The sequence below is a fragment of the Mesobacillus sp. AQ2 genome, from assembly GCF_030122805.1.
Classification (GTDB): Bacteria; Bacillota; Bacilli; order Bacillales; family Cytobacillaceae; genus Mesobacillus; species Mesobacillus oceanisediminis_A.
Genome location: NZ_CP126080.1, coordinates 40,001 through 64,109 on the forward strand (window position 1 = coordinate 40,001; position 24,109 = coordinate 64,109).

The window sequence follows — 24,109 nt, forward strand, 5'->3', positions numbered from 1 at the left end:
TCGCTAAAGCGAGGCCAGTTTTCATCAGTCCGGAGTATCATGAGGACTATGCTGTCGCTGCAGGACTGAGTTTGGAGGCTGTAGAATCGGCAATCCAGCAGTATCCCGGGGCAAAGGCACTCATTCTGACATACCCAAATTATTATGGATTAACGTATGACCTTAAAAGCATCATTGACTTGGCGCATCGTTATCAGATTCCTGTATTGGTGGATGAGGCACATGGCGTGCATTTTATCGCAGGGGACTATTTCCCGAAGTCAGCGGTTGAGCTTGGTGCTGATCTTGTTGTGCAATCGGCACATAAGACACTTCCGGCCATGACCATGGGGGCGTTCCTTCATTTTCAGACAGAACGGGTAGCGATGAGCAAGCTGGAGTTTTACCTGCAGGCGCTGCAATCAAGCAGTCCTTCCTATCCATTGATGGCATCGCTGGATTTGGCCCGGAGCTATCTGGGTACCTATAATCAGGCGGATCTGACTTATTTGAAAGCAGAATTGCAAAAATTCCGGGTAAGCCTCGAGCACCTGGAAACAATTCGGATTTTGTCAGGGGATGACCCGCTAAAGTTAACCATTCAATCCTGGTCAGGCTTCGAGCTGCAAACTAGACTTGAAGCAAAAGGGATTTTTACAGAATTGGCTGACCCACATAATGTCCTGCTCGTTCTGCCTTTACTTAAAAAGAATATGGCACATTACCTGCAGGAAGCTGCTGATAAGATTAAAAAGGTTGTCAGCAACATTCCAAGAAGAGTCAGTCACCCGGAATCGAAACTAACGGATAAAGGAATTTCCACACTGGCAGCAAGCTATAAAGAGATGGAGAATCAGCTATGTGAGCCTATACCACTGGAAGAGGCGGCTGGCAGGGTTTGTGCGGAACAGATCATTCCGTATCCGCCGGGGATTCCCATTTGCCTGCCAGGGGAATGCATCACTGAAGAAGACATTCAAATGATCTTATATTTAATAAGAAAAGAAGCGAAAATCCAGGGCGGAGAGTATTTGCATGCTGGTAAAATAAAAGTGTTTCAGAGTTGGAGGATATAGATGGACAAGGGTATATTCATTACAGTCGAAGGGCCGGATGGTTCGGGAAAAACGACCATCATTCAGATGCTGGCGGAGAAGCTTGAAAAGGAAGGATATGAGATTGTCGCGACACGTGAACCTGGTGGAATAGAGATTGCGGAACAAATCAGGCAAGTCATCCTCGATCCGAAAAACACCGCAATGGATCCGCGTACAGAAGCCCTTTTATATGCGGCAGCCAGAAGGCAGCATCTTGCCGAAAAGGTCAAGCCAGCGCTGGAAAGAGGGAAAATTGTTTTATGTGACCGATTTGTCGATAGTTCACTGGCGTATCAGGGCCATGCCCGAGGCTTGGGTATTGACGAGGTCTATTCAATCAACCAGTTTGCGATTGAAAGCATGATGCCCAAAATGACACTGTATTTTGACGTAGCACCAGAAGTGGGGCTTGAAAGGATCAATAAAAATAAGGGCCGTGAAGTGAATCGTCTCGATTTGGAAAAGCTGGAGTTCCACCAAAAGGTAAGGGAAGGCTATACGATGATTGCCGAGCGATTCCCGGAGAGGATTGTCACGATTGATGCTTCAAAGGAATTGGAAGAGGTTTACGTACAAGCTGAAGAGAAAATTAAAGAAATATTGAAAATGTAGATTCCATGAACAAGCCTGTCCTCTGTCAGGCTTGTTTTTTATCTGGTAAAGATAGAAGTAAATTTCCAGTCTGCGAATAAAGGGCTGCTTTTTGCAAATGAACACTGTTTACTAGCGAATAAAAAGTTTTTTTAGCGAACTATGTATTAAAATTTGCGAATAAAGAGTTGTCTTTAAGGAATGGGGGCAATTTAGGCACCCTCTTTTCTGGAAGCGAATGGAATTTTACGTTTATATCATGTGTTGTCCCAGGAATCCTGTTATAATAAGGATACAACTGTTACGGAAGCAAAATTTCATGCCAATAAAAAAATTCAGGGGGTAAACGAATGAAATTAATTTTAGCAGTGGTTCAAGACCAGGATAGCAACCGCCTTTCAAATGCGCTGGTCGACCATAATTTCCGTGCAACAAAGATGGCCAGTACAGGTGGATTCCTGAAATCAGGGAATACCACGTTTATCATAGGAACAGAAGACATCAGAGTGGATAAGGCATTGGAGGTCATCAGGGACAACTGTAAGTCTCGTGACCAGCTTGTGGCACCTGTCTCACCTATGGGAGGGAATGCAGATTCATATGTTCCATACCCTGTCGAGGTCGAAGTTGGCGGTGCGACTGTTTTCGTATTGCCTGTCGAGCAGTTTCATCAATTTTAACGGGAAATGCCCGGAGGTTAGCACCAAATGAAAATTAATCAGGATATGCGCCTTAACATAGATAAAGTGCGCCAGGACCAGAAACAGCAGCCTGGCAGCGGCATCAAATTCAATGCACTTGTGGAGAAACAGGAACATAAATTGCAAATCGGACAGCTCCAGCAATTAATGAAGGAAGTGGAATCTGCCGGCGAGCGGCTGGCACGGTCCAGGACTTTCAAGGACCTTGCCAAGTTCAAGACGCTAGTGAAGCAATTCGTTAAAGAAGCAGTCAATTTCGGAATGGAGCTCAAGCACTCGCATAGCTGGAACCAATTTGGCGAAGGCAGATCTTTGAAGGTCGTGGAAACGATTGATGATAAGCTGGTCGAGTTGACGGATGAGCTGATGAAGAAAAAGGATGAACAGATTGATATCCTCGGCAAGATTGGGGAAGTCAAAGGCCTGTTAATCAATTTATATACGTAAGTGAGTGATCGCCTTGGCAAAGACATGGGACGAGCTGGAGAGACTCCAGCCCAATGTTTTGAAGATGATAAAAAACAGCATCCTGAAAAATCGGGTCGCCCATGCCTATTTATTTGAGGGAATGAGGGGCACCGGCAAAAAGGAGATAAGTATACTCCTTGCCAAGAGCATCAATTGCCAGGCGCCGGTGGATGGCTATAAACCTTGCGAAAACTGTTTGAACTGCAAAAGGATCAACCATGGGAACCATCCGGATATCCATCTTGTAGAGCCTGATGGCCTTTCGATCAAGAAAGGGCAGATTCAGCTGCTGCAAGAGGAGTTTTCGAAAACAGGGGTTGAGTCGAAGAACAAGCTTTACACGATTGTCCATGCTGACCGGATGACGACTAATGCGGCGAACAGTTTGCTGAAGTTCCTCGAGGAACCCCATGCAGGGACTGTTGCTGTGTTGATCACCGAGCAGGCACAGCAAATGCTTCCGACCATCTTATCCAGATGCCAGATGATCAATTTTACGCCATTATCTCCTAAAAATATGACAGAACAATTGATAGCAAACGGGGTCCACCCGCATACAGCCCCGCTGCTGGCACAGCTGACGAATAATTTGGAAGAAGCTTTAGAGATAAGTAGTAATGATTGGTTTGCACAAGCACAAAAAATAGTGTTAAAATTATATGAAGTGCTGAAGAAGAATTCGCTTGAAGCTATGGTCGCGCTTCAGGAGAACTGGTTCACGCACTTTAAAGAGAAAGAACAAATCGATCGTGGTTTGGATTTATTACTTCTTATATTTAAGGATTTACTATACATTCAGCTTGGCAAGAAGGACCAGGTTGTGTATCTAAACGAAAGCTCACGTTTAGAACAGTTTGCACTACAGACATCCGGACGGCGTCTTACCGAACAAATGGCAGCCATTCTGGAGGCGAAAAGGAAGCTGCATGCCAATATGAATCCCCAGCTGCTCATGGAAGAGCTGGTGTTAAAATTGCAGGAGGGATCTACACTTGTATGATGTAGTAGGTGTCCGCTTCAAGAAAGCGGGGAAGATTTATTATTTTGATCCCGGCGATCTCTCAATTCAAAAGGACGAATTCGTCATTGTCGAAACTGTAAGGGGCGTTGAGTACGGCAGAGTGGTCATTCCCCGAAAGCAAGTCGGCGAAAATGATGTGGTCCTGCCTCTGAAAAAGGTCGTCAGAATTGCAGATCAGAAGGATCGTCTCATTGTCGAGGAGAACAAAACAGCTGCAAAGGAAGCATACGATGTTTGCAGTGAAAAAGTGAACGAACATCAGCTTGATATGAAGCTTGTTGATGTTGAATATACATTTGACCGCAACAAAGTCATTTTTTACTTCACGGCTGACGGCCGAGTTGATTTCCGGGAATTGGTCAAGGATTTGGCATCCATCTTCCGGACAAGGATCGAGCTTCGCCAGATTGGTGTCAGGGATGAAGCAAAAATGCTTGGCGGTATAGGGCCATGCGGAAGGATGCTTTGCTGCTCTACGTACCTGGGAGACTTTGAACCTGTTTCAATCAAGATGGCCAAGGATCAAAACCTCTCGCTCAATCCAACAAAGATTTCCGGTCTTTGCGGCAGGCTGATGTGCTGTTTGAAATATGAGAACGACGAATATGAAACAGCGAAAGAGCAGCTGCCAGACATTGGTGAAACAATCTTGACGCCGGATGGACGAGGGAAAGTCGTCGGATTGAACATCCTGGAACGAGTCATGCAAGTTGATATCCCAGGACAGGAACGCGTTCTGGAATATACACTTGAGGAAATTCAGGAAGCAGGAGCTGTATCGTTGCAATCATCCACAGATTAATGAGGTGGAACAGGTGGATAAAAAAGATATCTTTGACTCAGTAAGTAATATGGAAGCGCAGATCGGTGATTTATACCGTCAGCTTGGTGAGTTAAAACAGCATTTGGCAGAGATTCTGGAAGAGAATAATGCACTAAAGCTGGAAAATGAGCATATAAGACGCCGTCTGGATCAAACCATTGGTAAAAAAGATCCAACCATTAAGAAAAGCGGCAAGGAAAACAGCAATCAGGCACAGGCTGATAAAAACGTAGTCGACATCGGTGAAGGCTATGACAATCTTGCCCGCCTGTACCAGGAAGGCTTCCACATCTGCAATCTGCATTTTGGCAGCCCGCGAAAAGAGGATTGCTTGTTCTGCCTGTCCTTTCTTAATAAAAAGTAATTGGCAGCCTTCCTTTATAGGGAAGGCTATTTTTATAAGTTCGTTTTGGAGGAACACAACAAATGGTAAACTTACGAGAAGATGAACGACTGGATTATTTGCTTGGGGAGGATTTGCGGATTATCCAGAGCCCGAATGTATTTTCTTTTTCCCTGGATGCTGTCCTGCTTGCGAGATTTGTATGGGTGCCGATCCAAAAAGGGAAGATCGTCGACCTATGCAGTGGCAATGGGGTGATTCCCTTGTTTTTAAGTGCGAGGACGAAAGGGACAATCACCGGAGTCGAAATCCAGGAACGATTGTACGATATGGCCATCCGCAGCATTGAATACAATCAATTAAATGACCGTCTCCATATGGTTCATGGGGACTTAAAGGATGCTCCAAAACAGCTTGGCTTTGAGAAGTACGATGTTGTAACCTGCAATCCGCCATATTTTCCGACCCCGTCCAAGGAAGAGATCAATGTGAATGAACACCTGGCGATTGCGCGCCATGAGATTCTTTGCACGCTCGAGGATGCGATTCGGTCGGCAAGCCAGCTGGTCAAACAGGGTGGGAAGGTTGCATTTGTCCACCGTCCGGGAAGGCTGATTGACATCATTGAGCTTATGCGGAAATACCGGCTTGAGCCCAAGCGGATCCAGTTTGTCTATCCAAAGGCAGGGAAGGAAGCGAATACGCTGCTGGTAGAAGCCATAAAGGATGGCAGCCCTGACCTTAAGATTCTTGAGCCTTTAACGGTCTATGATGAAAATAATGAATATACCCCAGTGATCAAAGAGATGTTATATGGAAGCAAATAAGTAAAGGCTCTTTTCTGGAACTTTGTTGCCATTTGCTGCAAAATTGCATTGAAGGACCTAGGTAACTTAGCTAAATGGACGATTTAGACGGGAAAAGAGCTTGCAAACTATTTACCGACCAGCAAAACGCCTTATAATACGTTAAAATCGGCTTTAGGATTTTAACAACATTCATTACGAAAACAGCCTAAGTAAAAGAGGAACGGGTGGTTTAAAAATGCAGCAGCAAAAAAGTTTTGAACGCGAGAATGAAAAAGGAATCCTGTATCTGGTGCCTACGCCAATCGGAAACCTGGAGGACATGACCTTCAGGGCGATCAGGATGATGAAGGAAGCGGATTTGATTGCCGCGGAAGATACAAGAAATACAAAAAAGCTGTGCAATTACTTTGAGATTGAAACGCCCGTTACCAGCTATCATGAACATAATAAGGAAAGCAGTGGGCATAAGTTGGTTGAGAAACTGAAGGACGGAGCAAAAATTGCGCTGGTCAGCGATGCGGGAATGCCGACTATATCAGACCCTGGTATGGAACTTGTGGCCGAGGCGATTGCCGAGGGGCTCACGGTCGTCCCGCTGCCAGGAGCAAACGCAGCCCTTACCGCATTGATTGCTTCAGGGATCCAGCCGCAGCCTTTCTATTATTACGGTTTCCTCCAGAGAGGCAAAAAGGATAAAAGAAAGGAACTCGAACAGCTGGCAAAACAGGCAGCCACCATAATCCTTTATGAATCACCACACAGATTGAAGGAGACACTGGCATTGATGCTGGATGGTCTGGGTGACCGCCGAATTGTTCTTTGCCGGGAATTAACGAAGAAATATGAAGAGTTCCTCAGAGGGACTGTTTCTGAAGCACTTGCATGGACTGAAACGGAAGAAGTGCGCGGTGAATTCGTACTGATTATTGAGGGGGCGTCTGTAGACACCCTTGAACTTGAAGAAAATCATTGGTGGGAAAAACTTAGCTTGACTGAACATGTGGAGCATTATATCTCAAAGGAAAATATGAATTCCAAAGATGCCATCAAGCAAACAGCAAAGGACCGGGGTCTGCAAAAACGGGAAGTTTACCAGGCTTACCATATAGAAGAATGAAAACGTAAAAAGGCCGTGGATGCAATCCACGGCCTTGATTATATTTTATATTAAGCTTTTACAGGTTCGAAGCTTCCCTGGATTTCTTTAAGAAGCTGTTCAGCACCTTCACGGCTAAGGATTAGCTTGCCGCCAGCCAATGTGATGTTGTTGTCAGATACTTCACCAGTGATGTGGCAAGTCATGTTTGGCTTGTACTTCTTCAGGATGATGCGGTCATCGTCAACATAGATTTCCAAAGCATCCTTTTCTGCGATGCCAAGAGTCCTTCTTAATTCGATTGGAATAACCACGCGGCCAAGCTCATCAACTTTACGTACGATACCAGTAGATTTCATTTTTTATAATCTCCTCTCATTTTCCCATATATTTATTCGTCATTTTTCGACATTTTTCTCTTATTGGTTTTATAATACCAGTGATTCCAATTACCGTCAATTAAATTATTTTTCTTTTATTAGAAAAATTTTACACAGGGCTTGAACCTTATCATACCAAGGTTTACTGATAAGTAGTATTAGAGGGGAGACACCTGGGAAGGGATTTTTACTAATGGATAAAAGGAGAAAATATTATTCGACGATAACATTAAGCGCATGTTTCGACAAAATTCTACAATCTATTCGACAAAAAAGTCACAAGTTTGTCATATTTGAAAAGCACCGTAGATTATTTTCTAATCAGGTATATTCTATTAATGAAATTGGTTATGATTTTATTAAGTAAAAATTCACAGTAGTTCATCTCCTGCCAGAATCATAAGGCGGGATTTTTAATTTAATGATAGAAACAGAGCAAACTGCATTCTGCTAATGACAAAATACGTTAACATTATGAGGAGAATGTCCGTAGCAGTAATTTTTTTTACAAATTTCGAGTTTATTTATAATTTTGGTGCCTGCTCTCCTTTTAGCCACTACATATTCTTCGGTTGTAAGCGGCAAATTTACTTAAGCCGTTTCCGCATGGATTGTTGCTTTTGTGCATCAACCTTAGTTATAAAGCCTCAGGTGCTATTTTCATACAGGCTTCCAAACTGGAAATGCGGGAGTAATAATAAATCCAGAAGCTGTTGTATGTAAAAACAATGTAAATTACGAAAAAGGCCATTGTTAAAGTGTTATGAATCCCAACGCATTAACTGGTATAATAACTACTATTAGAATGAACTAGCAGTATTAGTTAAGGAGGATCTTCATGGAAGAGAAACTGAAAACCTTTTATCTTACGACACCGATTTATTATCCAAGCGGAAATCTTCATATCGGACATGCTTATACAACGGTAGCTGGCGATGCGATGGCCCGCTATAAAAGACTGCGCGGCTATGATGTCATGTATTTGACAGGCACGGATGAGCACGGTCAGAAGATTCAGCGGAATGCAGAGGCAAAGGGTGTTACCCCGCAGCAATATGTAGATGGAATTGTTGATGGGATCCAGGAACTCTGGGGCAAACTGGATATTTCTTATAACGACTTTATCCGTACGACCCAAGACCGTCATAAACAAATCGTTGAGAAAATCTTCGCTCAGCTTCTGGAGCAGGGGGATATATATCTTGACCAATATGAAGGCTGGTATTGCACACCGTGTGAATCCTTCTATACTGACAGACAGCTTGTGGATGGGAATTGCCCGGACTGCGGCCGACCTGTTGAAAAGGTAAAGGAAGAATCTTATTTCTTTAAGATGAGCAAGTACGCTGACAGGCTTCTGAAATACTATGAAGAGAATCCTGACTTCATCCAGCCGGAATCACGGAAAAATGAAATGATCAATAACTTCATCAAGCCAGGACTTGAAGACTTGGCTGTGTCCAGGACAACTTTTGACTGGGGTATCAAGGTTCCCGGGGATCCGAAGCACGTCATTTATGTGTGGATCGATGCGTTATCGAACTATATTACAGCTCTGGGCTATGGTACTGATGATGATTCCAAGTACTTGAACTACTGGCCGGCGGATGTCCACCTTGTCGGAAAGGAAATTGTCCGCTTCCACACCATTTATTGGCCAATTATGCTGATGGCTCTTGATCTTCCGCTTCCTAAAAAGGTTTTTGCCCACGGCTGGCTTTTGATGAAGGACGGAAAAATGTCGAAATCCAAAGGGAATGTAGTGGACCCTGTCACGCTGATTGACCGCTACGGCCTGGATGCTCTTCGTTACTACTTGCTTCGTGAGGTTCCATTCGGTTCTGATGGCGTATTTACGCCTGAAGGCTTTGTCGAAAGAATCAATTTCGATCTTGCCAATGACCTTGGAAACCTGCTGAACAGGACTGTTGCCATGATCAATAAGTATTTCGACGGTGAAATTCCTGCATACAATGGTTCTGAAGGAGAATTTGAAAAGCAGCTGCTTGAAGTGAACAAGGAGACTGTCTTGAAATACGAAGAGGCAATGGAGAAAATGGAGTTTTCCGTTGCGCTTACGACTGTTTGGCAGCTGATCAGCCGCTGCAATAAATTCATCGATGAGACACAGCCATGGGTGCTGGCGAAGGATGAAGAAAAGAAAGCGGCTCTGGCTGATGTCATGGTCCACCTGGCTGAATCTTTAAGAAGAGTGGCGATCCTGTTAAAGCCATTCCTGACAAGGACTCCGGATAAAATCTTCGCTCAGCTGAATGTTGCTTCCGAGGGACTACAGACATGGGAAAGCCTTGAAGAGTTCGGACAGATACCAGCAGGAACCAAGGTGGTCCAAGGTGAACCGATTTTCCCTCGTCTTGAACTGAAGGACGAAGTGGAGTTCATCAAGGAAAAAATGCAGGGATCTGCTCCTGCCGCGGCACCTGTGGAAGAAGAGAAGCCGGAATTGCAGGAAGAAATCACGATTGATGACTTCATGAAAGTTGAACTGCGTGTAGCACAAGTCATTCACGCAGAGCCTGTCAAAAAAGCTGATAAGCTGCTGAAGCTTCAATTGGATCTTGGCTATGAAAAACGCCAGGTCGTTTCGGGTATTGCAAAGTACTTCAAACCGGAAGACCTTGTGGGCAAAAAAGTGATTTGTGTGACCAACCTTAAGCCTGTTAAACTTCGCGGGGAGCTTTCCGAGGGAATGATCCTTGCAGGTGAAAAAGATGGCGTCATGTCACTGGCATCAGTTGATGATTCACTGGCTATCGGGGCGAAAATAAAATAAAACCATACGAACCTGAAAATGTTTCATGTGTAACATTTTCAGGTTTTTTGTGTTAAAAAGGCAATTTTTTAAATAGCGTGATTTATGATAGATAAGAGAGTCAGTTAGCAAGCATTCCCGACACTTGTCGGGTTTTTATGAAACCGAATCCAGAAATTTGACCTGGACATTGGAAAAAAGTTATGATATCGACACAACTTTATCACAATAATAAGAACATGGCAGCGGGTCTATTCTCCCTAACAGGGAGCTGGATTAGTATAAAGCTGCAGGCAATGCCAGTAAAGGAGTTAAATATGCTTTTTGATACACATGTACACTTAAACGCGGAACAATACAACGAAGATCTCCAGGATGTCATTGACCGGGCCCTTGCTGAAGGAGTTACCAACATGGTGGTTGTCGGGTTCGATGAAGTGACAATCAAAAAAGCGATTGAGCTCGCAGAAAGCTATGAATTTCTTTATGCAAGTGTAGGATGGCATCCGGTCGATGCGATCGATATGACGGAGGAGCATCTGGCTTGGCTGAAAGACCTGGCGAGCCACCCTAAAGTCGTCGCTCTCGGGGAAATGGGCCTTGATTATCACTGGGACAAGTCACCGAAGGAAATCCAGAAAGAGGTCTTCCGCAAACAAATCAGGCTTGCAAAAGAAGTGAATCTTCCTATCATCATACATAATCGTGACGCAACAGCAGACATAGTGGAAATTTTAAAGGAAGAGAATGCCCGGGAAGTTGGCGGGATCATGCACTGTTTCAGCGGCAGCGTGGAAACAGCACTTGAATGCGTTGATATGAACTTCTATATTTCGCTTGGCGGACCGGTTACGTTTAAAAATGCAAAGAAACCGAAGGAAGTGGCAGAGGCGATTCCAATGGACCGTCTTTTGGTCGAAACAGATTGCCCTTACCTGACTCCGCATCCATATCGCGGAAAACGAAATGAACCAGCCTATGTAAAATTGGTAGCACAGCAAATTGCGGAATTGAAAGGGCTAACTCTCGAAGAAGTTGCAGGCGAAACAGCCAAAAATGCAAAAAAATTATTCGGCATAAAGTGATAGGGAATGTTGTCGATTTATCAGCAAGGTTGTCCAAAACTTTTCTGATTCTAAAAAGTTCTACATGTCTCACTTGCGACATAGGATAACCGTGTCGATAACTCTTGCTTTTCTTTTTATGGTGCATCTTGCATAATAGGGACTACGTTTGGGCAAGGGTGTCTGGGTTGACAAGTCGGCAACAATATCTTTATAATCACTCCGAGAAGAGGAGGCGTTTTTCATCGTGATTAATAGCATGAAAAACCTGTTTTCCAAGACTTTGAGTAAGAAGAAACTGGTGCTTTTTTCTGCTAGTTTCCTAGTTTTTGCCGCTGCTCTTGGGATCTTCATGTATGAAGGGACCAAAAAGACAGTCGCATTGACATTGGATGGCGAAGAAAGAGTCATTAAAACACACGCAAATACTATCCAGGATATATTTAATGATCTCGATATCTCATTGCGCTCAGAGGATTATTTATCGCTGGCGGCACACACCAAGGTGAAGAATAACCTATCAATCGTGTGGAAACCGGCCAAACAGGTAGAAGTAATACAGGACCAGGAGACCAAGAAGTATTGGACAGCAGCCGATACGGTCGAAGATTTCCTGAAAGAACAGAATATCGTTATAAATGAACACGACAAGTTAAGCCCAAACCCAGACGCTAAGTTAAAGCAAGATGTGAAGATTGCCATTCAAAGAGCTTTCCCGCTTAAACTCGTAGTAGGCGGAAAAGAGCAAGATGTATGGTCGACTTCGACTACGGTCGCTGACTTTTTATCACAGCAAGGAATCACACTGAACGATATGGACCGTGTTGAGCCTGCGTTAAAGCAGACAGTCACAAAAGATGCCGTGATTAATGTCACTCGAGTTGAAAAAGTCACCGATGTAGTTGAAGAACCAATTAGCTATGCTGTCGTCACGCAAAAGGACAGCAAACTGGAAAAAGGGAAACAAGAAGTTGTGACAGAAGGCCAGGAAGGTTTGCTTTCCAAGGAATATGAAGTCGTCCTTGAAAACGGCAAGGAAGTATCAAGAAAACTGGTCAGAGAAAAGACATTAAAAGAGAAAAAGGATAAAGTCGTGGCAATGGGAACGAAGGTCATCGTTGCTCAAGTTTCACGTGGCTCAAGTGAACCGGCAGGGAAGGAATTCTATGTTTCCTCCACAGCTTATACTGCTAACTGTAACGGTTGCTCCGGCTACACTGCTACAGGGATTAACCTGAGGGCGAATCCAAATGTCAGAGTCATTGCAGTAGATCCAAGCGTCATTCCATTAGGAACCAAAGTATATGTTGAAGGCTATGGCTATGCCATCGCTGCCGACAAGGGTTCAGCGATTAGAGGTAACAAGATCGATGTTTTCTTCGCATCAAAATCAGATGCCTACCGCTGGGGACGTAAGACAGTCAAAATCAAAATCCTAAATTAATTAACGGATGCAGGGGAACCTTCCTCTGCATTTTTGTTTTTTCAAACAGTCTTTAAGGTATAATAAGAAAAGCATATCACCTAAAAAACTTTACACTTATATAGACGATTATATTTCAAAAATGTTTCATTTATTTCATAGGAAATTTTTTCTTTTTAAAAAAAGTGTAATTAAAAAGTCTACTGCTGGCTGAATGAAGCAGCGTAAGCAATATAGGTATCGGAGGAAACATGAGATTAAAAGAAATCATTGTAGTCGAGGGCAAGGATGATACAACGGCGATCAGGCGTGCCATCGACGCGGACACTATTGAAACGAATGGTTCTGCCGTAAACGCAGAAACAATTGAAAAGATCCGGAATGCCCATGAAAAAAGAGGAGTCATTATTTTTACCGACCCGGATTTCCCTGGTGAAAAAATTCGCAAGACCATTTCAGAACAGGTTCCTGGCTGCAAGCATGCATTCATTCCAAAGGAATTGGCCAAGCCCAAGTCTGGAAGAGGCCTGGGCGTTGAGCATGCCGCTCCCGAAGTGATCCGTGAAGCACTCAAGGATGCACAGATCATGGACGCAGAGGCAGTCGAGGAAATCACCCAGGAGGATTTGCTTGTTGCCGGGCTGATTGGCGGCCCTGGTTCCAAGGAGAGGCGGGAAAAGCTTGGAAGGCTACTGAAGATCGGATATACAAACGGCAAGCAGCTCCACAAGCGCCTGATGATGTTTCAGGTGAAAAGACAGGATTTCGCAGATGCTCTGGCTGAGATCCTCAAGGAGGAACAACAAAATGCATAAAGATATTGCAACCCCTGTGAGAACGAAAGAAATATTGGATAAGTACGGCTTTTCTTTTAAAAAGAGCCTGGGACAGAACTTTCTGATCGATACCAATATCCTCAACCGGATTGTTGATCATGCAGAATTAACGGACGGAAGCGGCGCGATTGAAATTGGCCCTGGAATTGGCGCATTGACCGAACAGCTGGCGAAAAGAGCAGAAAAGGTTGTCGCTTTTGAGATTGACCAGCGCCTCCTCCCGATTTTGGAGGACACCCTTTCGCCATATCCCAATGTGAAAATCATCCATAGTGATGTCCTGAAAGCAGATGTCCATGCAGTCATGGAACAAGAATTTGCCCAATTTAAAGATGTGATGGTCGTTGCCAACCTGCCTTATTATGTGACGACACCGATCCTTATGAAGCTGCTCGAGGAAAGACTGCCGATCAGGGGAATCGTCTGCATGCTTCAAAAAGAAGTGGGAGACAGGATTTCAGCCAAGCCGGGGACAAAGGAATACGGTTCCCTTTCGATTGCTGTCCAGTATTACACGAAGGCAGAGACCGTGATGATTGTTCCGAAAACAGTATTCATGCCGCAGCCAAATGTCGACTCTGCGGTCATCCGGCTGACATTGCATGATGAGCCGCCTGTAAAAGTGACGGATGAAGCTTTCTTTTTCCATGTCACCAGGTCAAGTTTTGCCCAAAGACGAAAGACCATCCTGAATAACCTGACCAGCCAGCTCCCAGATGGAAAGCTGAAGAAAGAAAGTATACAAGCAGCGCTTCAGCAGGCAGGAGTGGAAGAATCGCGCCGGGGGGAAACTCTAACGATTGAAGAATTCGCACAATTGAGTAATGCACTGTATCCATATTTTCATTAAAGCTTAGGATTTTGTTCGAAAAGCAGTACGTAATACAGCTGTCAAAGGTCTGGAGACTCCAGGCCTTTTTTGCTGTTTCGGAATAAAATAAGAAGTTAAGGAATATATTTTGTTTTTTCAGGAATAAAACGCTGCGAGTCAGGAATATATCCAGAATCTAAGGAATATATCAGCAGAACTCAGGAATATGCTTCCTGGATGATACTCCGGAGCCTAAAAAGCACATGTCTATAGGTGTTTGCATATTTTATGAAAGAAAACCACTTAGCGCAGCCTGTGTGCGGGGCAATTGGAGTGAGGATGATGAATATTAACCTCATGGATATCGTCGGCAGGGTTTCGCATCAATGCGATATTATGTTCCGGGTAATCGATATCAGAGAGAATAATGGGAAAAAAATTGCGATATTATATGGTGAGGATTTCCGATTGATTGCGGATGCGCCCTATGAAGACCTGATCAAAATCGATCCGGGGATGCGCATGAGGCTGACAGAGGAATTCCGGTCACTTGAAGAACAATCATATAAGCTATTCCGGCAGGATGTTGATTTATTGCAGCAAAAACAGGAATATGAGTCGACCGAGGGTTACAGCAAATCATATAACTATTTTCAGATGCCTGGAAAGGTTCTCCATATTGATGGAGATCCAATTTATTTAAAAAAGTGCCTGACCTTATACGAAAAGGTTGGGGTTCCGGTTTATGGGTTTCATTGCAATGAAAAAGAAATGCCCGATAAGGTCGGGATGCTGATTGATTATTATCGGCCGGATATACTGGTCATCACCGGACATGATGCCTATTCAAAGTCGAAAGGCTCTATGGATGATATCAATGCCTACCGCCATTCCAAGCATTTTGTCCAGACGGTGAGGGAGGCACGAAAGAGAATTCCCCATCTTGACCAGCTCGTCATCTTTGCGGGTGCATGCCAGTCTCATTTCGAGTCGCTGATCCATGCAGGAGCCAATTTTGCCAGTTCGCCATCAAGAGTCAATATCCACGCGCTTGATCCAGTCTATATCGTCGCAAAAATCAGCTTTACCCCTTTCATGGAACGGATTAATGTATGGGATGTGCTGAGAAATACCCTGACGGGGGATAAAGGATTAGGCGGCATTGAAACAAAGGGAGTATTAAGGACCGGAATGCCATATAAGAAGAATTCGTCGGACTGATTTATATACGTCCGGCGTTTTTATTTCTTCATACATAATTTTCCGCAATACCGGCCACCCTAAAAATGTAGAAATTTAGAAGAAAAAGAAGACGAAAATATATTGACTTTTAAATTTAAGTACTGTTATAATTTATGTTTTTGTTTGACTAAAGTGTGTAAGCGTGTTATACTTTTATGTAGTGAGGTGGACCGAATGCCAAAAACATTATCGGATATCAAAAAAGCACTTGATTCAAACTTGGGAAAAAGACTTATGCTAAAGGCCAACGGCGGACGCAGAAAGACGATCGAACGTTCAGGCGTATTAGCGGAAACTTATCCTTCAGTTTTCGTCATTGAGCTTGACCAGGATGAAAATGCTTTTGAACGTGTTTCGTACAGCTACGCAGATGTATTAACTGAAACGGTTGAAATTACCTTCTTTGAAGATACAACAGGATCAATTGCTTTGAGCTAATCTATGCTCAAATGCAGTACAGGCAGTGAACTCTCGGGTTAGCTGCTTTTTATTTTGCCCATTTTTAAGAGGCAAAGGATAAATAAGGTGCACATGAAAATCTCCTTTACCCAGAATACTAAAAATACTGTGATGGTGAAAAGGAGATGGTAGTATTGGGCAGAAGAAGAGGAATTATGTCTGACAGGCTGAAGGAAGAGCTTGCGAAAGAGCTCGGCTTTTATGATGTCGTCCAAAATGAAGGATGGGGCGGAATCAGGGCCAGGGACGCGGGCAACATGGTAAAGCGGGCGATTGAGCTTGCTGAACAGCAGCTTGCGAACCAGAACCGCTGATTGTGAACGACATTCTTTGTAAACTGCCGTAAAACTGTTCCTGACAGTGACCAATATAATTCAGACCATCACGGTGCCGGGGCTATTGCTCCGGCTTTTTTGCGTTAGATTCCTGGAATCCTAATTCTTTGTGAAATGACTGTATTCGCCAATGAGCAAATGATAAAATAGAGGAATGTTTCTATAGAGGAGTCTTACTTATTTTACTTTCAGAGTGTATTGTTTAAATTCGATCATTGTCCAGCTCCAGCGCCTAACTCCTCGAGTCGCTTGTCTAGTGTTGCCTCCTAGAAACTCCGAAACTTCAACTCCGCCGGCAGAAGCAAAGAGCGCTTCTTTGTCGGAGTCTCCAGTTTCTGCGTTTCTGGGCAGTCGGCTATACTTTTCGATTTCGGTCCTGGCAATGAAGTCAAAGAGCGACTTCACTGCCAGGCCCTCCAGCGCTTGTCGGAGTTGACCAAGGCGCTTGCGCTTTTCTATTCTTTTTGTGGTAAAATAGGACAAAATGTGGAATTCGTGTAAAAGTAGGTGGAAGTAGTGAAGATTTTAGTGAAGGCGCCAGCAAAGATCAATTTATCACTTGATGTTTTGCATAAACGTCCGGACGGTTACCATGAGGTAGAAATGGTGATGACGACGATTGATCTGGCTGACCGCATTGAACTTAGTTTATTAGAAGAAGACAGGATCATGATCCATTCTCATAATCGATTTGTTCCGGATGACCAACGGAACCTTGCTTACCAGGCGGCCATACTGTTAAAAGAGAGGTTCCAGGTGAAAAAAGGTGTAATGATCGGGATTGAAAAAACCATCCCGGTAGCAGCTGGTCTTGCTGGCGGCAGCAGTGATGCAGCGGCGACATTAAGGGGATTGAACAAGCTGTGGAATCTTGGTTTGTCATTGGACGAGCTGGCGGTGCTTGGCGCAGAAATTGGTTCGGATGTTTCTTTCTGTGTGTACGGAGGAACAGCGCTTGCCACAGGGCGAGGGGAAATCATTGAAGAGCTGCCTGCGCCGCCAACATGCTGGGTCGTTTTGGCGAAGCCTTTTATTGGTGTATCAACAGCAGAAGTATATCGCCGCCTTAATGTAGAAAAAATTCAGCACCCGCCTACTAAAGAAATGATCTCTGCGATTGAAGAGGGTGATTTTAAAGGGGTCTGCAATAGTGTCGGCAATGTACTTGAGGATGTGACGCTATCCCTATATCCTGAGGTCGCCCAAATAAAGGATCAGATGAAGCGTTTCGGTGCAGATGCCGTGTTGATGAGCGGAAGCGGCCCCACCGTTTTTAGCCTGGTGGCCCACGATTCGCGCATGCATCGCATTTATAACGGACTACGCGGTTTTTGCGATCAAGTATTTGCGGTAAGGATGCTGGGTGAACGCCATACCCTTGATTAAATCCGTATAATGGTGTTATATTAACCTTAAATATTCGGATTTTGGAGGTTCTGGAATGAAATTTCGACGCAGCGAGCGTTTGATCGATATGACGACCTATTTACTGGAACATCCCCGTCAATTGGTGCCGTTAACCTATTTTGCGGAGAAGTATGGTTCAGCTAAGTCATCGATCAGCGAAGATCTCGGAATCATCAAAGAAACATTTGAACAAAGAGGAATTGGAGTTCTCCAGACTGTGCCGGGAGCCGCCGGAGGAGTGAAATTCCACGTCCATGTAAGTGATGAAAAGGCAAGGGCAGTCATTGATGAACTATGCAAGATCATGGCTACTCCTGATAGACTGCTTCCTGGTGGTTATCTCTTCATGAATGACATCCTTGGCAACCCTGCGATCGTCCAGGAGGTTGGACGCCTGCTGGCATCCGCTTATGCCGAAAAAGACATTGAAGTGGTTATGACTGTGGCGACGAAGGGAATCCCGATTGCTTATGCAGTCGCAAGCCATCTTAATGTCCCGGTTGTGATTGTCAGAAGGGACAGCAAGGTGACAGAAGGGTCTACGGTCAGTATCAATTATGTCTCCGGTTCATCTAAAAGGATCCAGACAATGGTGTTATCGAAGAGGAGCCTTGCAGAGGGTTCCAAGGTTTTAATTGTGGATGACTTCATGAAAGCAGGCGGAACAGTCAACGGCATGATCAACCTGCTGGAGGAGTTTAATGCAAAATTGGCGGGAATCGCAGTATTGGTGGAATCGGAAAACATCGAAGAGCGACTTGTTGATGAATATCTTTCACTCGTCCGTCTTTCCGACGTTGATGTTAAAGAAAGAAAAATTACCGTTAGTGAAGGAAATTACTTTGCCCGTAAAGAATAGTTGTTCAGACGAAAAAAATAATGGGGTGACAATATGAATATTGTACAAACTTCCAATGCACCAGCAGCAATCGGACCCTACTCTCAGGGAGTAGTGGTGAACAATCTTTTCTACAGCTCAGGCCAGATTCCATTGACTCCTGAGGGGGTAATGGTCGAAGGTGACATCCAGGCCCAGACACATCAGGTCTTCAAAAACCTAAAAGCTGTGCTGGAAGCTGCAGGAGCATCGCTTGAAACAGTCGTAAAGGCAACTGTGTTCATCAAGAATATGGATGAATTCGCTCAATTGAATGAAGTCTATGCTGAGTATTTCAATGAACATAAACCGGCACGCTCCACAGTCGAAGTGGCAAGATTGCCAAAAGACGCTCTGGTGGAAATCGAAGTAGTAGCGCTCGTTAAATAACGGGCGTTTTTTTTATGTTCACTAAGTAACGAGAGAACCCGAGTTTCGGTAACTTAGAAAAGATTCTCTGCCCGAAAAAGAGAGGGACCCCGAGTTACGGTCGCAGCCAAGAGATTTCTCCGCCCGAAAAAGAGAGAGACCTCGAGTTACGGTCGCAGCCAAGAGATTTCTCCGCCCGAAAAAGAGAGAGACCCCGAGTTACGGTCGCAGCCAAGAGATTTCTCCGCCCGAAAAAGAGAGAGACCCCGAGTTACGGTCGCAACCAAGAGATTTCTCCGCCCGAAAAAGAGAGAGACCCCGAGTTACGGTCGCAGCCAAGAGATTTCTCCGCCCGAAAAAGAGAGAGACCCCGAGTTACGGTCGCAGCCAAGAGATTTCTCCGCCCGAAAAAGAGAGAGACCTCGAGTTACGGTCGCAGCCAAGAGATTTCTCCGCCTGAAAAAGAGAGAGACCCTGAACAATTAAAGTTCAACTCTAACCCTCAACAAATAGAATCGGATAATTTAACATTTATAATACAAAAACGTTTTCTATTAAGAAACTCAAAAAGAAAATAACAAGTAGTTTTTTAGAAAAAATTGTAGATTCGTCAATAGCTGAAAAGGCCTATTTTATAAGGGTTTGGGGAATTGTAAAGGCTTTCCCTATGAAAAAGTTCACAAAATTGACCTATTTTTTCAAAAAAATTTTCTTGTAAAAGAAGGAGTTTTGATTTCAACGTGGAATTATTTAACTAGAATTTTATCTATTTGTAAAGGTGGTGAACAGAATGGAAGTAACTGACGTAAGATTACGCCGCGTTAATACAGATGGACGGATGAGAGCGATCGCTTCCATCACGCTTGACAACGAGTTTGTTGTCCATGATATCAGGGTGATTGATGGAAACAACGGCCTATTTGTTGCAATGCCAAGTAAGCGCACTCCTGATGGCGAGTTCCGTGATATCGCGCATCCGATCAACTCGGGTACACGCGGAAAGATTCAGGACGCTGTTTTGGCAGAGTACCACCGTTTGGGTGAATTGGAAGTTGAATTCGAAGAAGCTGGCGCTTCCTAGAACATAAAAGTGCATAACATCAAGAGCCTGCTGCATAAGTTAGGCTCTTTTTTATTTCCCCGGTTTATCCGCAAGCTAAACCTATTCTCATAAAAATTTATCCATCTATTTGGAAAAATACCTTCCCCCCTAAACTGACAAATAATTGTACTTGTTCTTCTATTCTTGAAATGGCCGGCTATTTAAGATATATTCGTAATGGATAAAAAGGTAAATTGGAGGCCTGCTAATGTCTAATCGTTATGCAATCATTTTAGCAGCCGGTCAGGGAACAAGAATGAAGTCCAAGTTGTATAAGGTGCTTCACCCTGTATGCGGCAAGCCAATGGTACAGCATGTAATTGACCAGGTGAAAAGTCTTGATATAAACGAAATCGTGACCATTGTCGGTCATGGCGCCGAAAAGGTGAAAGAGCAGCTTGGCGAGGATAGCCAGTATGCCTTGCAGGCGGAACAGCTGGGAACAGCCCATGCTGTACAGCAAGCGAGTGAAATGCTTGCAGATAGGGAAGGGGTCACCATTGTTGTCTGCGGTGATACTCCGCTGATTAAGGGAGAAACAATGGAAGCTCTTTTCAAGCACCATGAAGAGACAAGCGCCAAAGCGACCATCCTGACTGCAAGAGCGGAAGACCCAACTGGCTACGGCCGTATCGTCCGGAATGCAGAAGGCTTTGTCGAAAAAATTGTCGAGCACAAGGATGCGAATGAGCAGGAAAGAACCATCAATGAAATTAACACAGGTACGTACTGCTTCGATAACAAAATGCTATTCGAAGCGATCCAGAATGTATCAAATGATAATGTTCAGGGGGAATACTATCTTCCTGATGTCATCGAAATCCTGAAAAACCAGGGTGAAACTGTATCAGCATACGTTACGGATAATTTCGCTGAAACGCTTGGCGTAAATGACCGTGTTGCACTTGCCGAGGCAGAGCGCACGATGAAAAAGCGAATCAATGAGTTCCATATGCGCAATGGTGTTTCGATTATCGATCCTGATAATAGCTATATTGGACCTGATGTATCAATCGGACAGGACACAGTCATTTTCCCGGGAACGACACTTTCCGGCAGCACAGTCATCGGATCTGAATGCCAGATTGGACCAAATACTGAAATTAGCAGCTGTGAGATTGGAAACAATACAGTTATCCGTCAATCAGCGGCCTTTGACAGCAAGATTGGCTCTGAAGTCAATATTGGGCCTTTTGCACATATCAGGCCTGCTTCTGATATCCATGATGAAGTGAAGATCGGCAATTTCGTCGAAATTAAAAAAGCGGTATTCGGCAAAGGAAGCAAGGCTTCCCACCTGAGCTATATCGGTGATGCAGAAGTTGGCGCTGATGTGAATATCGGCTGCGGATCGATCACAGTGAATTATGATGGCAAAAATAAATTCCTGACCAAGATTGAGGATGGCGTATTCATTGGCTGTAATTCAAATCTTGTTGCACCAGTGAAAATCGGCAAAGGCGCATATGTTGCGGCCGGTTCGACGATCACTGAAGATGTCCCAGGTGAAGCACTTGCGGTAGCACGTGCCCGCCAAGTCAACAAAGAAGATTATGTAGGGAAAATGAACGTAAAGAAATAAGAGTCTTGGAGGTCCCCAATGTCAAACCAGTATCTTGATCCAAATTTGAAGGTTTTTTCACTTAACTCAAACGTAGAACTAGCCCAGGAAATCGCGCAAGTCATCGGAGTCGAGCTCGGAAAATGTTCTGTATCCCAGTTCAGCGATGGAGAAATCCAGATCAATATCGAAGAAAGTATCCGTGGCTGTGATGTATATGTCATCCAGTCTACCAGCTCTCCAGTAAATGAGAACATCATGGAATTGCTGATCATGATTGATGCATTGAAGCGTGCATCAGCTAAAACAATCAATATTGTTATGCCTTATTATGGATATGCACGTCAGGACCGCAAAGCCCGTGCCCGTGAACCAATCACAGCTAAGCTTGTAGCGAACCTGCTTGAGACTGCCGGTGCTACCCGCGTAATCACGCTTGATCTTCACGCTCCGCAAATTCAGGGCTTCTTCGATATTCCAATCGATCACCTGATGGGTGTGCCAATTCTTTCTGAACACTTCAAAAGCAAGGAATTGAATGGCGACGTCGTCATTGTTTCTCCTGACCATGGCGGAGTTACTCGTGCAAGAAAGATGGCTGAAAGGCTGAAAGCGCCGATTGCGATCATCGATAAGCGCCGTCCAAAGCCGAATGTTGCTGAAGTTATGAATATCGTTGGTAACATCGAAGGCAAGATTGCGATCCTGATTGATGATATCATTGATACAGCCGGCACCATTACATTAGCGGCAAATGCCCTCGTTGAGAATGGAGCACTAGAAGTGTACGCTTGCTGTACGCACCCTGTATTGTCAGGTCCGGCGATTGAGCGTATCGAAAACTCTAAGATTAAAGAACTGGTAGTGACAAATACAATTGCGCTTCCGGAAGAAAAGCGCATTGGAAAGATCGATCAGCTGTCTGTTGCTCCACTGATTGGGGAAGCGATTATCCGCGTCCACGAAGAGCAATCCGTCAGCACATTGTTTGATTGATTTTATAAAGGGATTACAGGTTTGCCAATCGGCAAGCCTACTCTTGTTTCTGATTGCTTTTACAAACGAACTGGGCTAACCAATGCGCTTCCGCTTTTTCATGCCTTTCCGCAGGAGAAGATGAAGCTGCCAAGATAAGCACGTTATTGTGACAGGTTTTAAGGATAAAGGTCCAAAGCTGTCAAAAAACCCTCGTTATTGTGACAGGTTTTAAGGATAAAGGGTCAAGGCTGTCAAGAAACCCTCGTTATTGTGACAGGTTTTAAGGATAAAGGGTCAAAGCTGTCAAGAAACCCTCGTTATTGTGACAGGTTTTAAGGATAAGGGTCCAAAGCTGTCAAAAAAACCTCGTTATTGTGACAGGTTTTAAGGATAAAGGGTCAAGGCTGTCAAGAAACCCTCGTTATTGTGACAGGTTTTAAGGATAAAGGTCCAAAGCTGTCAAAAAACCCTCGTTATTGTGACAGGTTTTAAGGATAAAGGTCCAAAGCTGTCAAGAAACCCTCGTTATTGTGACAGGTTTTAAGGACAAAGGGTCAAAGCTGTCAAGAAACCCTCGTTATTGTGACAGGTTTTAAGGATAAAGGGTCAAAGCTGTCAAGAAACCTTCGTTATTGTGACAGGTTTTAAGGATAAAGGGTCAAGGCTGTCAAGAAACCCTCGTTATTGTGACAGGTTTTAAGGACAAAGGGTCAAAGCTGTCAAGAAACCCTCGTTATTGTGACAGGTTTTAAAGATAAAGGATCAAACCTCTCAAGAACCTGAAGCAATTTACTGTGCAGAGCGAAAGGGCCATGTTAATAAAAGCGTTTTAAAAAAGTAAAACGTTTAGACCTTCCTGTTTTGGGGCATTTTTTATATAGACAAGTACTAACGAAATAGGAAGGGGACAAAATCATGGGTGCATTATTGAAAGCAAATGAACGCACAAATGCTCAACGTTCTGCCTTGAGGAAATTACGTCAAGAGGGGAAAATCCCGGCTGTCGTATACGGAAGGAATACAGAAAATCAGTCGATTTATATTGACAGTATCGAATTTATTAAAACGATTCGTGAAAATGGCAGAAATGGTGTTATATCGCTTGATGTCAATGGCAAACAGCAGGACGTCATGCTTACTGATTACCATCAGGACCATGTTAAAAATGAAATTTTGCATGCGGATTTTCTTGCGGTGGACAAGAGTTCTAAGGTGCATACGAGCGTCAGGGTGAACCTGGTCGGCGAGGCAGCGGGTGTGAAGGATGGAGGCGTCCTTCAGCAGCCGCTCCATGAGGTGAATATCACAGCGACACCGGGAAATATTCCGGATTCGATCGATGTGGATGTCACGAACCTTCAGGTCGGAGAGAATTTGACTCTGGCTGATGTTAAAACAGGAAACTATGAATTAAATGATGATGAAAGCACGGTAATCGTTTCAATCCTTCCTCCTAAGGTGGAAGAAGAAATCAACTCCGGTGAAGAACAAGAACCAGGAGACCCTGAAAATGAAGAAGGAAGAGAAACGGAAGCAAGCGGAGAATAAAGATGCAATGGACGTA

25 protein-coding genes (1 of these 25 only partly in view) are annotated in these 24,109 nt (G+C 44.2%); 24 read left to right on the forward strand and 1 reads right to left on the reverse strand.

The features are described 5' to 3' along the window. The 9 genes from QNH36_RS00195 to rsmI all read left to right on the forward strand — a co-directional run. Nucleotides 1–1,055, forward strand: partial view of an aminotransferase class I/II-fold pyridoxal phosphate-dependent enzyme gene (locus tag QNH36_RS00195; protein ID WP_283904439.1) — the 3' portion only. The gene continues 367 nt to the left of window position 1, outside the view; only the last 1,055 of its 1,422 coding nucleotides appear in the window; its start codon lies off the left edge, out of view; its stop codon occupies nucleotides 1,053–1,055. Next, a complete protein-coding gene (tmk, locus tag QNH36_RS00200) occupies nucleotides 1,056–1,688 on the forward strand; it encodes a dTMP kinase (RefSeq protein ID WP_144481328.1) in 633 nt (210 codons plus the stop codon). A 329-nt stretch (nucleotides 1,689–2,017) separates the two neighbouring features. Then, nucleotides 2,018–2,347, forward strand: coding sequence for a cyclic di-AMP receptor DarA (locus QNH36_RS00205; protein ID WP_079504170.1), 330 nt, complete (start codon nucleotides 2,018–2,020; stop codon nucleotides 2,345–2,347). Between the two features lie 27 nt (nucleotides 2,348–2,374). Continuing rightward, nucleotides 2,375–2,815: a YaaR family protein gene (locus QNH36_RS00210; protein ID WP_251544913.1), complete on the forward strand. Its 441-nt coding sequence runs from the start codon at nucleotides 2,375–2,377 to the stop codon at nucleotides 2,813–2,815. A 13-nt stretch (nucleotides 2,816–2,828) separates the two neighbouring features. Beyond that, nucleotides 2,829–3,836, forward strand: coding sequence for a DNA polymerase III subunit delta' (holB, locus tag QNH36_RS00215; protein WP_283904440.1), 1,008 nt, complete (start codon nucleotides 2,829–2,831; stop codon nucleotides 3,834–3,836). After that, on the forward strand, nucleotides 3,829–4,659 hold the full coding sequence (locus tag QNH36_RS00220) for a PSP1 domain-containing protein (protein ID WP_144481331.1): 831 nt from the start codon (nucleotides 3,829–3,831) through the stop codon (nucleotides 4,657–4,659). The genes holB and QNH36_RS00220 overlap by 8 nt, the downstream gene beginning before the upstream one ends. 13 nt (nucleotides 4,660–4,672) lie before the next feature. After that, complete coding sequence (gene yabA / locus QNH36_RS00225) at nucleotides 4,673–5,044, forward strand: DNA replication initiation control protein YabA (protein WP_144481332.1); 372 nt, start codon at nucleotides 4,673–4,675, stop codon at nucleotides 5,042–5,044. A gap of 62 nt (nucleotides 5,045–5,106) precedes the next feature. Further along, nucleotides 5,107–5,850 (forward strand): tRNA1(Val) (adenine(37)-N6)-methyltransferase, encoded by a 744-nt coding sequence (locus tag QNH36_RS00230; protein WP_283904441.1) that lies wholly within the window; start codon nucleotides 5,107–5,109, stop codon nucleotides 5,848–5,850. A 217-nt stretch (nucleotides 5,851–6,067) separates the two neighbouring features. Beyond that, on the forward strand, nucleotides 6,068–6,949 hold the full coding sequence (gene rsmI / locus QNH36_RS00235; protein ID WP_283904442.1) for a 16S rRNA (cytidine(1402)-2'-O)-methyltransferase: 882 nt from the start codon (nucleotides 6,068–6,070) through the stop codon (nucleotides 6,947–6,949). Between the two features lie 50 nt (nucleotides 6,950–6,999). Here rsmI and QNH36_RS00240 read toward each other — a convergent pair whose 3' ends face one another. Further along, nucleotides 7,000–7,287: a transition state genes transcriptional regulator AbrB gene (locus QNH36_RS00240; RefSeq protein ID WP_079504177.1), complete on the reverse strand. Its 288-nt coding sequence runs from the start codon at nucleotides 7,285–7,287 to the stop codon at nucleotides 7,000–7,002. A gap of 859 nt (nucleotides 7,288–8,146) precedes the next feature. Here QNH36_RS00240 and metG point away from each other — a divergent pair. From metG to QNH36_RS00315, 15 genes are all read left to right on the forward strand, one after another. Next, nucleotides 8,147–10,102 (forward strand): methionine--tRNA ligase, encoded by a 1,956-nt coding sequence (metG, locus tag QNH36_RS00245; RefSeq protein WP_144481335.1) that lies wholly within the window; start codon nucleotides 8,147–8,149, stop codon nucleotides 10,100–10,102. A gap of 296 nt (nucleotides 10,103–10,398) precedes the next feature. Continuing rightward, complete coding sequence (locus QNH36_RS00250; protein ID WP_283904443.1) at nucleotides 10,399–11,166, forward strand: TatD family hydrolase; 768 nt, start codon at nucleotides 10,399–10,401, stop codon at nucleotides 11,164–11,166. 238 nt (nucleotides 11,167–11,404) lie between these two features. Then, a complete protein-coding gene (locus QNH36_RS00255; protein ID WP_251544918.1) occupies nucleotides 11,405–12,589 on the forward strand; it encodes a resuscitation-promoting factor in 1,185 nt (394 codons plus the stop codon). Nucleotides 12,590–12,819: 230 nt separating this feature from the next. Beyond that, nucleotides 12,820–13,383 (forward strand): ribonuclease M5, encoded by a 564-nt coding sequence (gene rnmV, locus QNH36_RS00260; RefSeq protein ID WP_283904444.1) that lies wholly within the window; start codon nucleotides 12,820–12,822, stop codon nucleotides 13,381–13,383. Continuing rightward, a complete protein-coding gene (gene rsmA, locus QNH36_RS00265; RefSeq protein WP_251544907.1) occupies nucleotides 13,376–14,254 on the forward strand; it encodes a 16S rRNA (adenine(1518)-N(6)/adenine(1519)-N(6))-dimethyltransferase RsmA in 879 nt (292 codons plus the stop codon). The genes rnmV and rsmA overlap by 8 nt, the downstream gene beginning before the upstream one ends. 303 nt (nucleotides 14,255–14,557) lie before the next feature. Next, nucleotides 14,558–15,436, forward strand: a complete 879-nt coding sequence (yabG, locus tag QNH36_RS00270) for a sporulation peptidase YabG (RefSeq protein WP_144481352.1) — start codon at nucleotides 14,558–14,560, stop codon at nucleotides 15,434–15,436. A gap of 195 nt (nucleotides 15,437–15,631) precedes the next feature. After that, the gene (veg, locus tag QNH36_RS00275; protein WP_023613322.1) at nucleotides 15,632–15,895 is read left to right on the forward strand and encodes a biofilm formation stimulator Veg; all 264 of its coding nucleotides are present in this window, start codon (nucleotides 15,632–15,634) and stop codon (nucleotides 15,893–15,895) included. A 155-nt stretch (nucleotides 15,896–16,050) separates the two neighbouring features. Beyond that, entirely contained in the window at nucleotides 16,051–16,230 is a 180-nt protein-coding gene (locus QNH36_RS00280) for a small, acid-soluble spore protein, alpha/beta type (protein WP_144481339.1), read from the forward strand. Between the two features lie 537 nt (nucleotides 16,231–16,767). After that, complete coding sequence (gene ispE, locus QNH36_RS00285) at nucleotides 16,768–17,637, forward strand: 4-(cytidine 5'-diphospho)-2-C-methyl-D-erythritol kinase (protein ID WP_144481341.1); 870 nt, start codon at nucleotides 16,768–16,770, stop codon at nucleotides 17,635–17,637. A 55-nt stretch (nucleotides 17,638–17,692) separates the two neighbouring features. Continuing rightward, nucleotides 17,693–18,517: a pur operon repressor gene (gene purR, locus QNH36_RS00290; RefSeq protein ID WP_144481342.1), complete on the forward strand. Its 825-nt coding sequence runs from the start codon at nucleotides 17,693–17,695 to the stop codon at nucleotides 18,515–18,517. Between the two features lie 33 nt (nucleotides 18,518–18,550). Then, nucleotides 18,551–18,925: a RidA family protein gene (locus tag QNH36_RS00295; RefSeq protein WP_079504186.1), complete on the forward strand. Its 375-nt coding sequence runs from the start codon at nucleotides 18,551–18,553 to the stop codon at nucleotides 18,923–18,925. Between the two features lie 769 nt (nucleotides 18,926–19,694). Next, complete coding sequence (spoVG, locus tag QNH36_RS00300) at nucleotides 19,695–19,985, forward strand: septation regulator SpoVG (protein WP_023613316.1); 291 nt, start codon at nucleotides 19,695–19,697, stop codon at nucleotides 19,983–19,985. 229 nt (nucleotides 19,986–20,214) lie between these two features. Further along, nucleotides 20,215–21,588, forward strand: a complete 1,374-nt coding sequence (gene glmU, locus QNH36_RS00305; RefSeq protein WP_283904445.1) for a bifunctional UDP-N-acetylglucosamine diphosphorylase/glucosamine-1-phosphate N-acetyltransferase GlmU — start codon at nucleotides 20,215–20,217, stop codon at nucleotides 21,586–21,588. A gap of 18 nt (nucleotides 21,589–21,606) precedes the next feature. Further along, nucleotides 21,607–22,563: a ribose-phosphate diphosphokinase gene (locus tag QNH36_RS00310; protein WP_144481345.1), complete on the forward strand. Its 957-nt coding sequence runs from the start codon at nucleotides 21,607–21,609 to the stop codon at nucleotides 22,561–22,563. A gap of 897 nt (nucleotides 22,564–23,460) precedes the next feature. Next, nucleotides 23,461–24,093: a 50S ribosomal protein L25/general stress protein Ctc gene (locus QNH36_RS00315; protein WP_144481346.1), complete on the forward strand. Its 633-nt coding sequence runs from the start codon at nucleotides 23,461–23,463 to the stop codon at nucleotides 24,091–24,093. Nucleotides 24,094–24,109 lie beyond the last annotated feature (16 nt).

Excerpts from the sequence above, each read along its gene's own strand:
- spoVG (WP_023613316.1), top strand. The coding sequence starts at position 19,695 with ATGGAAGTAACTGACGTAAGATTACGCCGCGTTAATACAGATGGACGG.
- QNH36_RS00315 (WP_144481346.1), top strand. The coding sequence starts at position 23,461 with ATGGGTGCATTATTGAAAGCAAATGAACGCACAAATGCTCAACGTTCT.
- QNH36_RS00240 (WP_079504177.1), bottom strand. The coding sequence starts at position 7,287 with ATGAAATCTACTGGTATCGTACGTAAAGTTGATGAGCTTGGCCGCGTG.
- QNH36_RS00295 (WP_079504186.1), top strand. The coding sequence starts at position 18,551 with ATGAATATTGTACAAACTTCCAATGCACCAGCAGCAATCGGACCCTAC.
- glmU (WP_283904445.1), top strand. The coding sequence starts at position 20,215 with ATGTCTAATCGTTATGCAATCATTTTAGCAGCCGGTCAGGGAACAAGA.
- tmk (WP_144481328.1), top strand. The coding sequence starts at position 1,056 with ATGGACAAGGGTATATTCATTACAGTCGAAGGGCCGGATGGTTCGGGA.
- veg (WP_023613322.1), top strand. The coding sequence starts at position 15,632 with ATGCCAAAAACATTATCGGATATCAAAAAAGCACTTGATTCAAACTTG.
- rnmV (WP_283904444.1), top strand. The coding sequence starts at position 12,820 with ATGAGATTAAAAGAAATCATTGTAGTCGAGGGCAAGGATGATACAACG.
- yabG (WP_144481352.1), top strand. The coding sequence starts at position 14,558 with ATGAATATTAACCTCATGGATATCGTCGGCAGGGTTTCGCATCAATGC.
- rsmI (WP_283904442.1), top strand. The coding sequence starts at position 6,068 with ATGCAGCAGCAAAAAAGTTTTGAACGCGAGAATGAAAAAGGAATCCTG.
- QNH36_RS00210 (WP_251544913.1), top strand. The coding sequence starts at position 2,375 with ATGAAAATTAATCAGGATATGCGCCTTAACATAGATAAAGTGCGCCAG.
- QNH36_RS00255 (WP_251544918.1), top strand. The coding sequence starts at position 11,405 with ATGAAAAACCTGTTTTCCAAGACTTTGAGTAAGAAGAAACTGGTGCTT.
- QNH36_RS00310 (WP_144481345.1), top strand. The coding sequence starts at position 21,607 with ATGTCAAACCAGTATCTTGATCCAAATTTGAAGGTTTTTTCACTTAAC.
- QNH36_RS00230 (WP_283904441.1), top strand. The coding sequence starts at position 5,107 with ATGGTAAACTTACGAGAAGATGAACGACTGGATTATTTGCTTGGGGAG.
- purR (WP_144481342.1), top strand. The coding sequence starts at position 17,693 with ATGAAATTTCGACGCAGCGAGCGTTTGATCGATATGACGACCTATTTA.
- rsmA (WP_251544907.1), top strand. The coding sequence starts at position 13,376 with ATGCATAAAGATATTGCAACCCCTGTGAGAACGAAAGAAATATTGGAT.
- metG (WP_144481335.1), top strand. The coding sequence starts at position 8,147 with ATGGAAGAGAAACTGAAAACCTTTTATCTTACGACACCGATTTATTAT.
- QNH36_RS00250 (WP_283904443.1), top strand. The coding sequence starts at position 10,399 with ATGCTTTTTGATACACATGTACACTTAAACGCGGAACAATACAACGAA.
- QNH36_RS00205 (WP_079504170.1), top strand. The coding sequence starts at position 2,018 with ATGAAATTAATTTTAGCAGTGGTTCAAGACCAGGATAGCAACCGCCTT.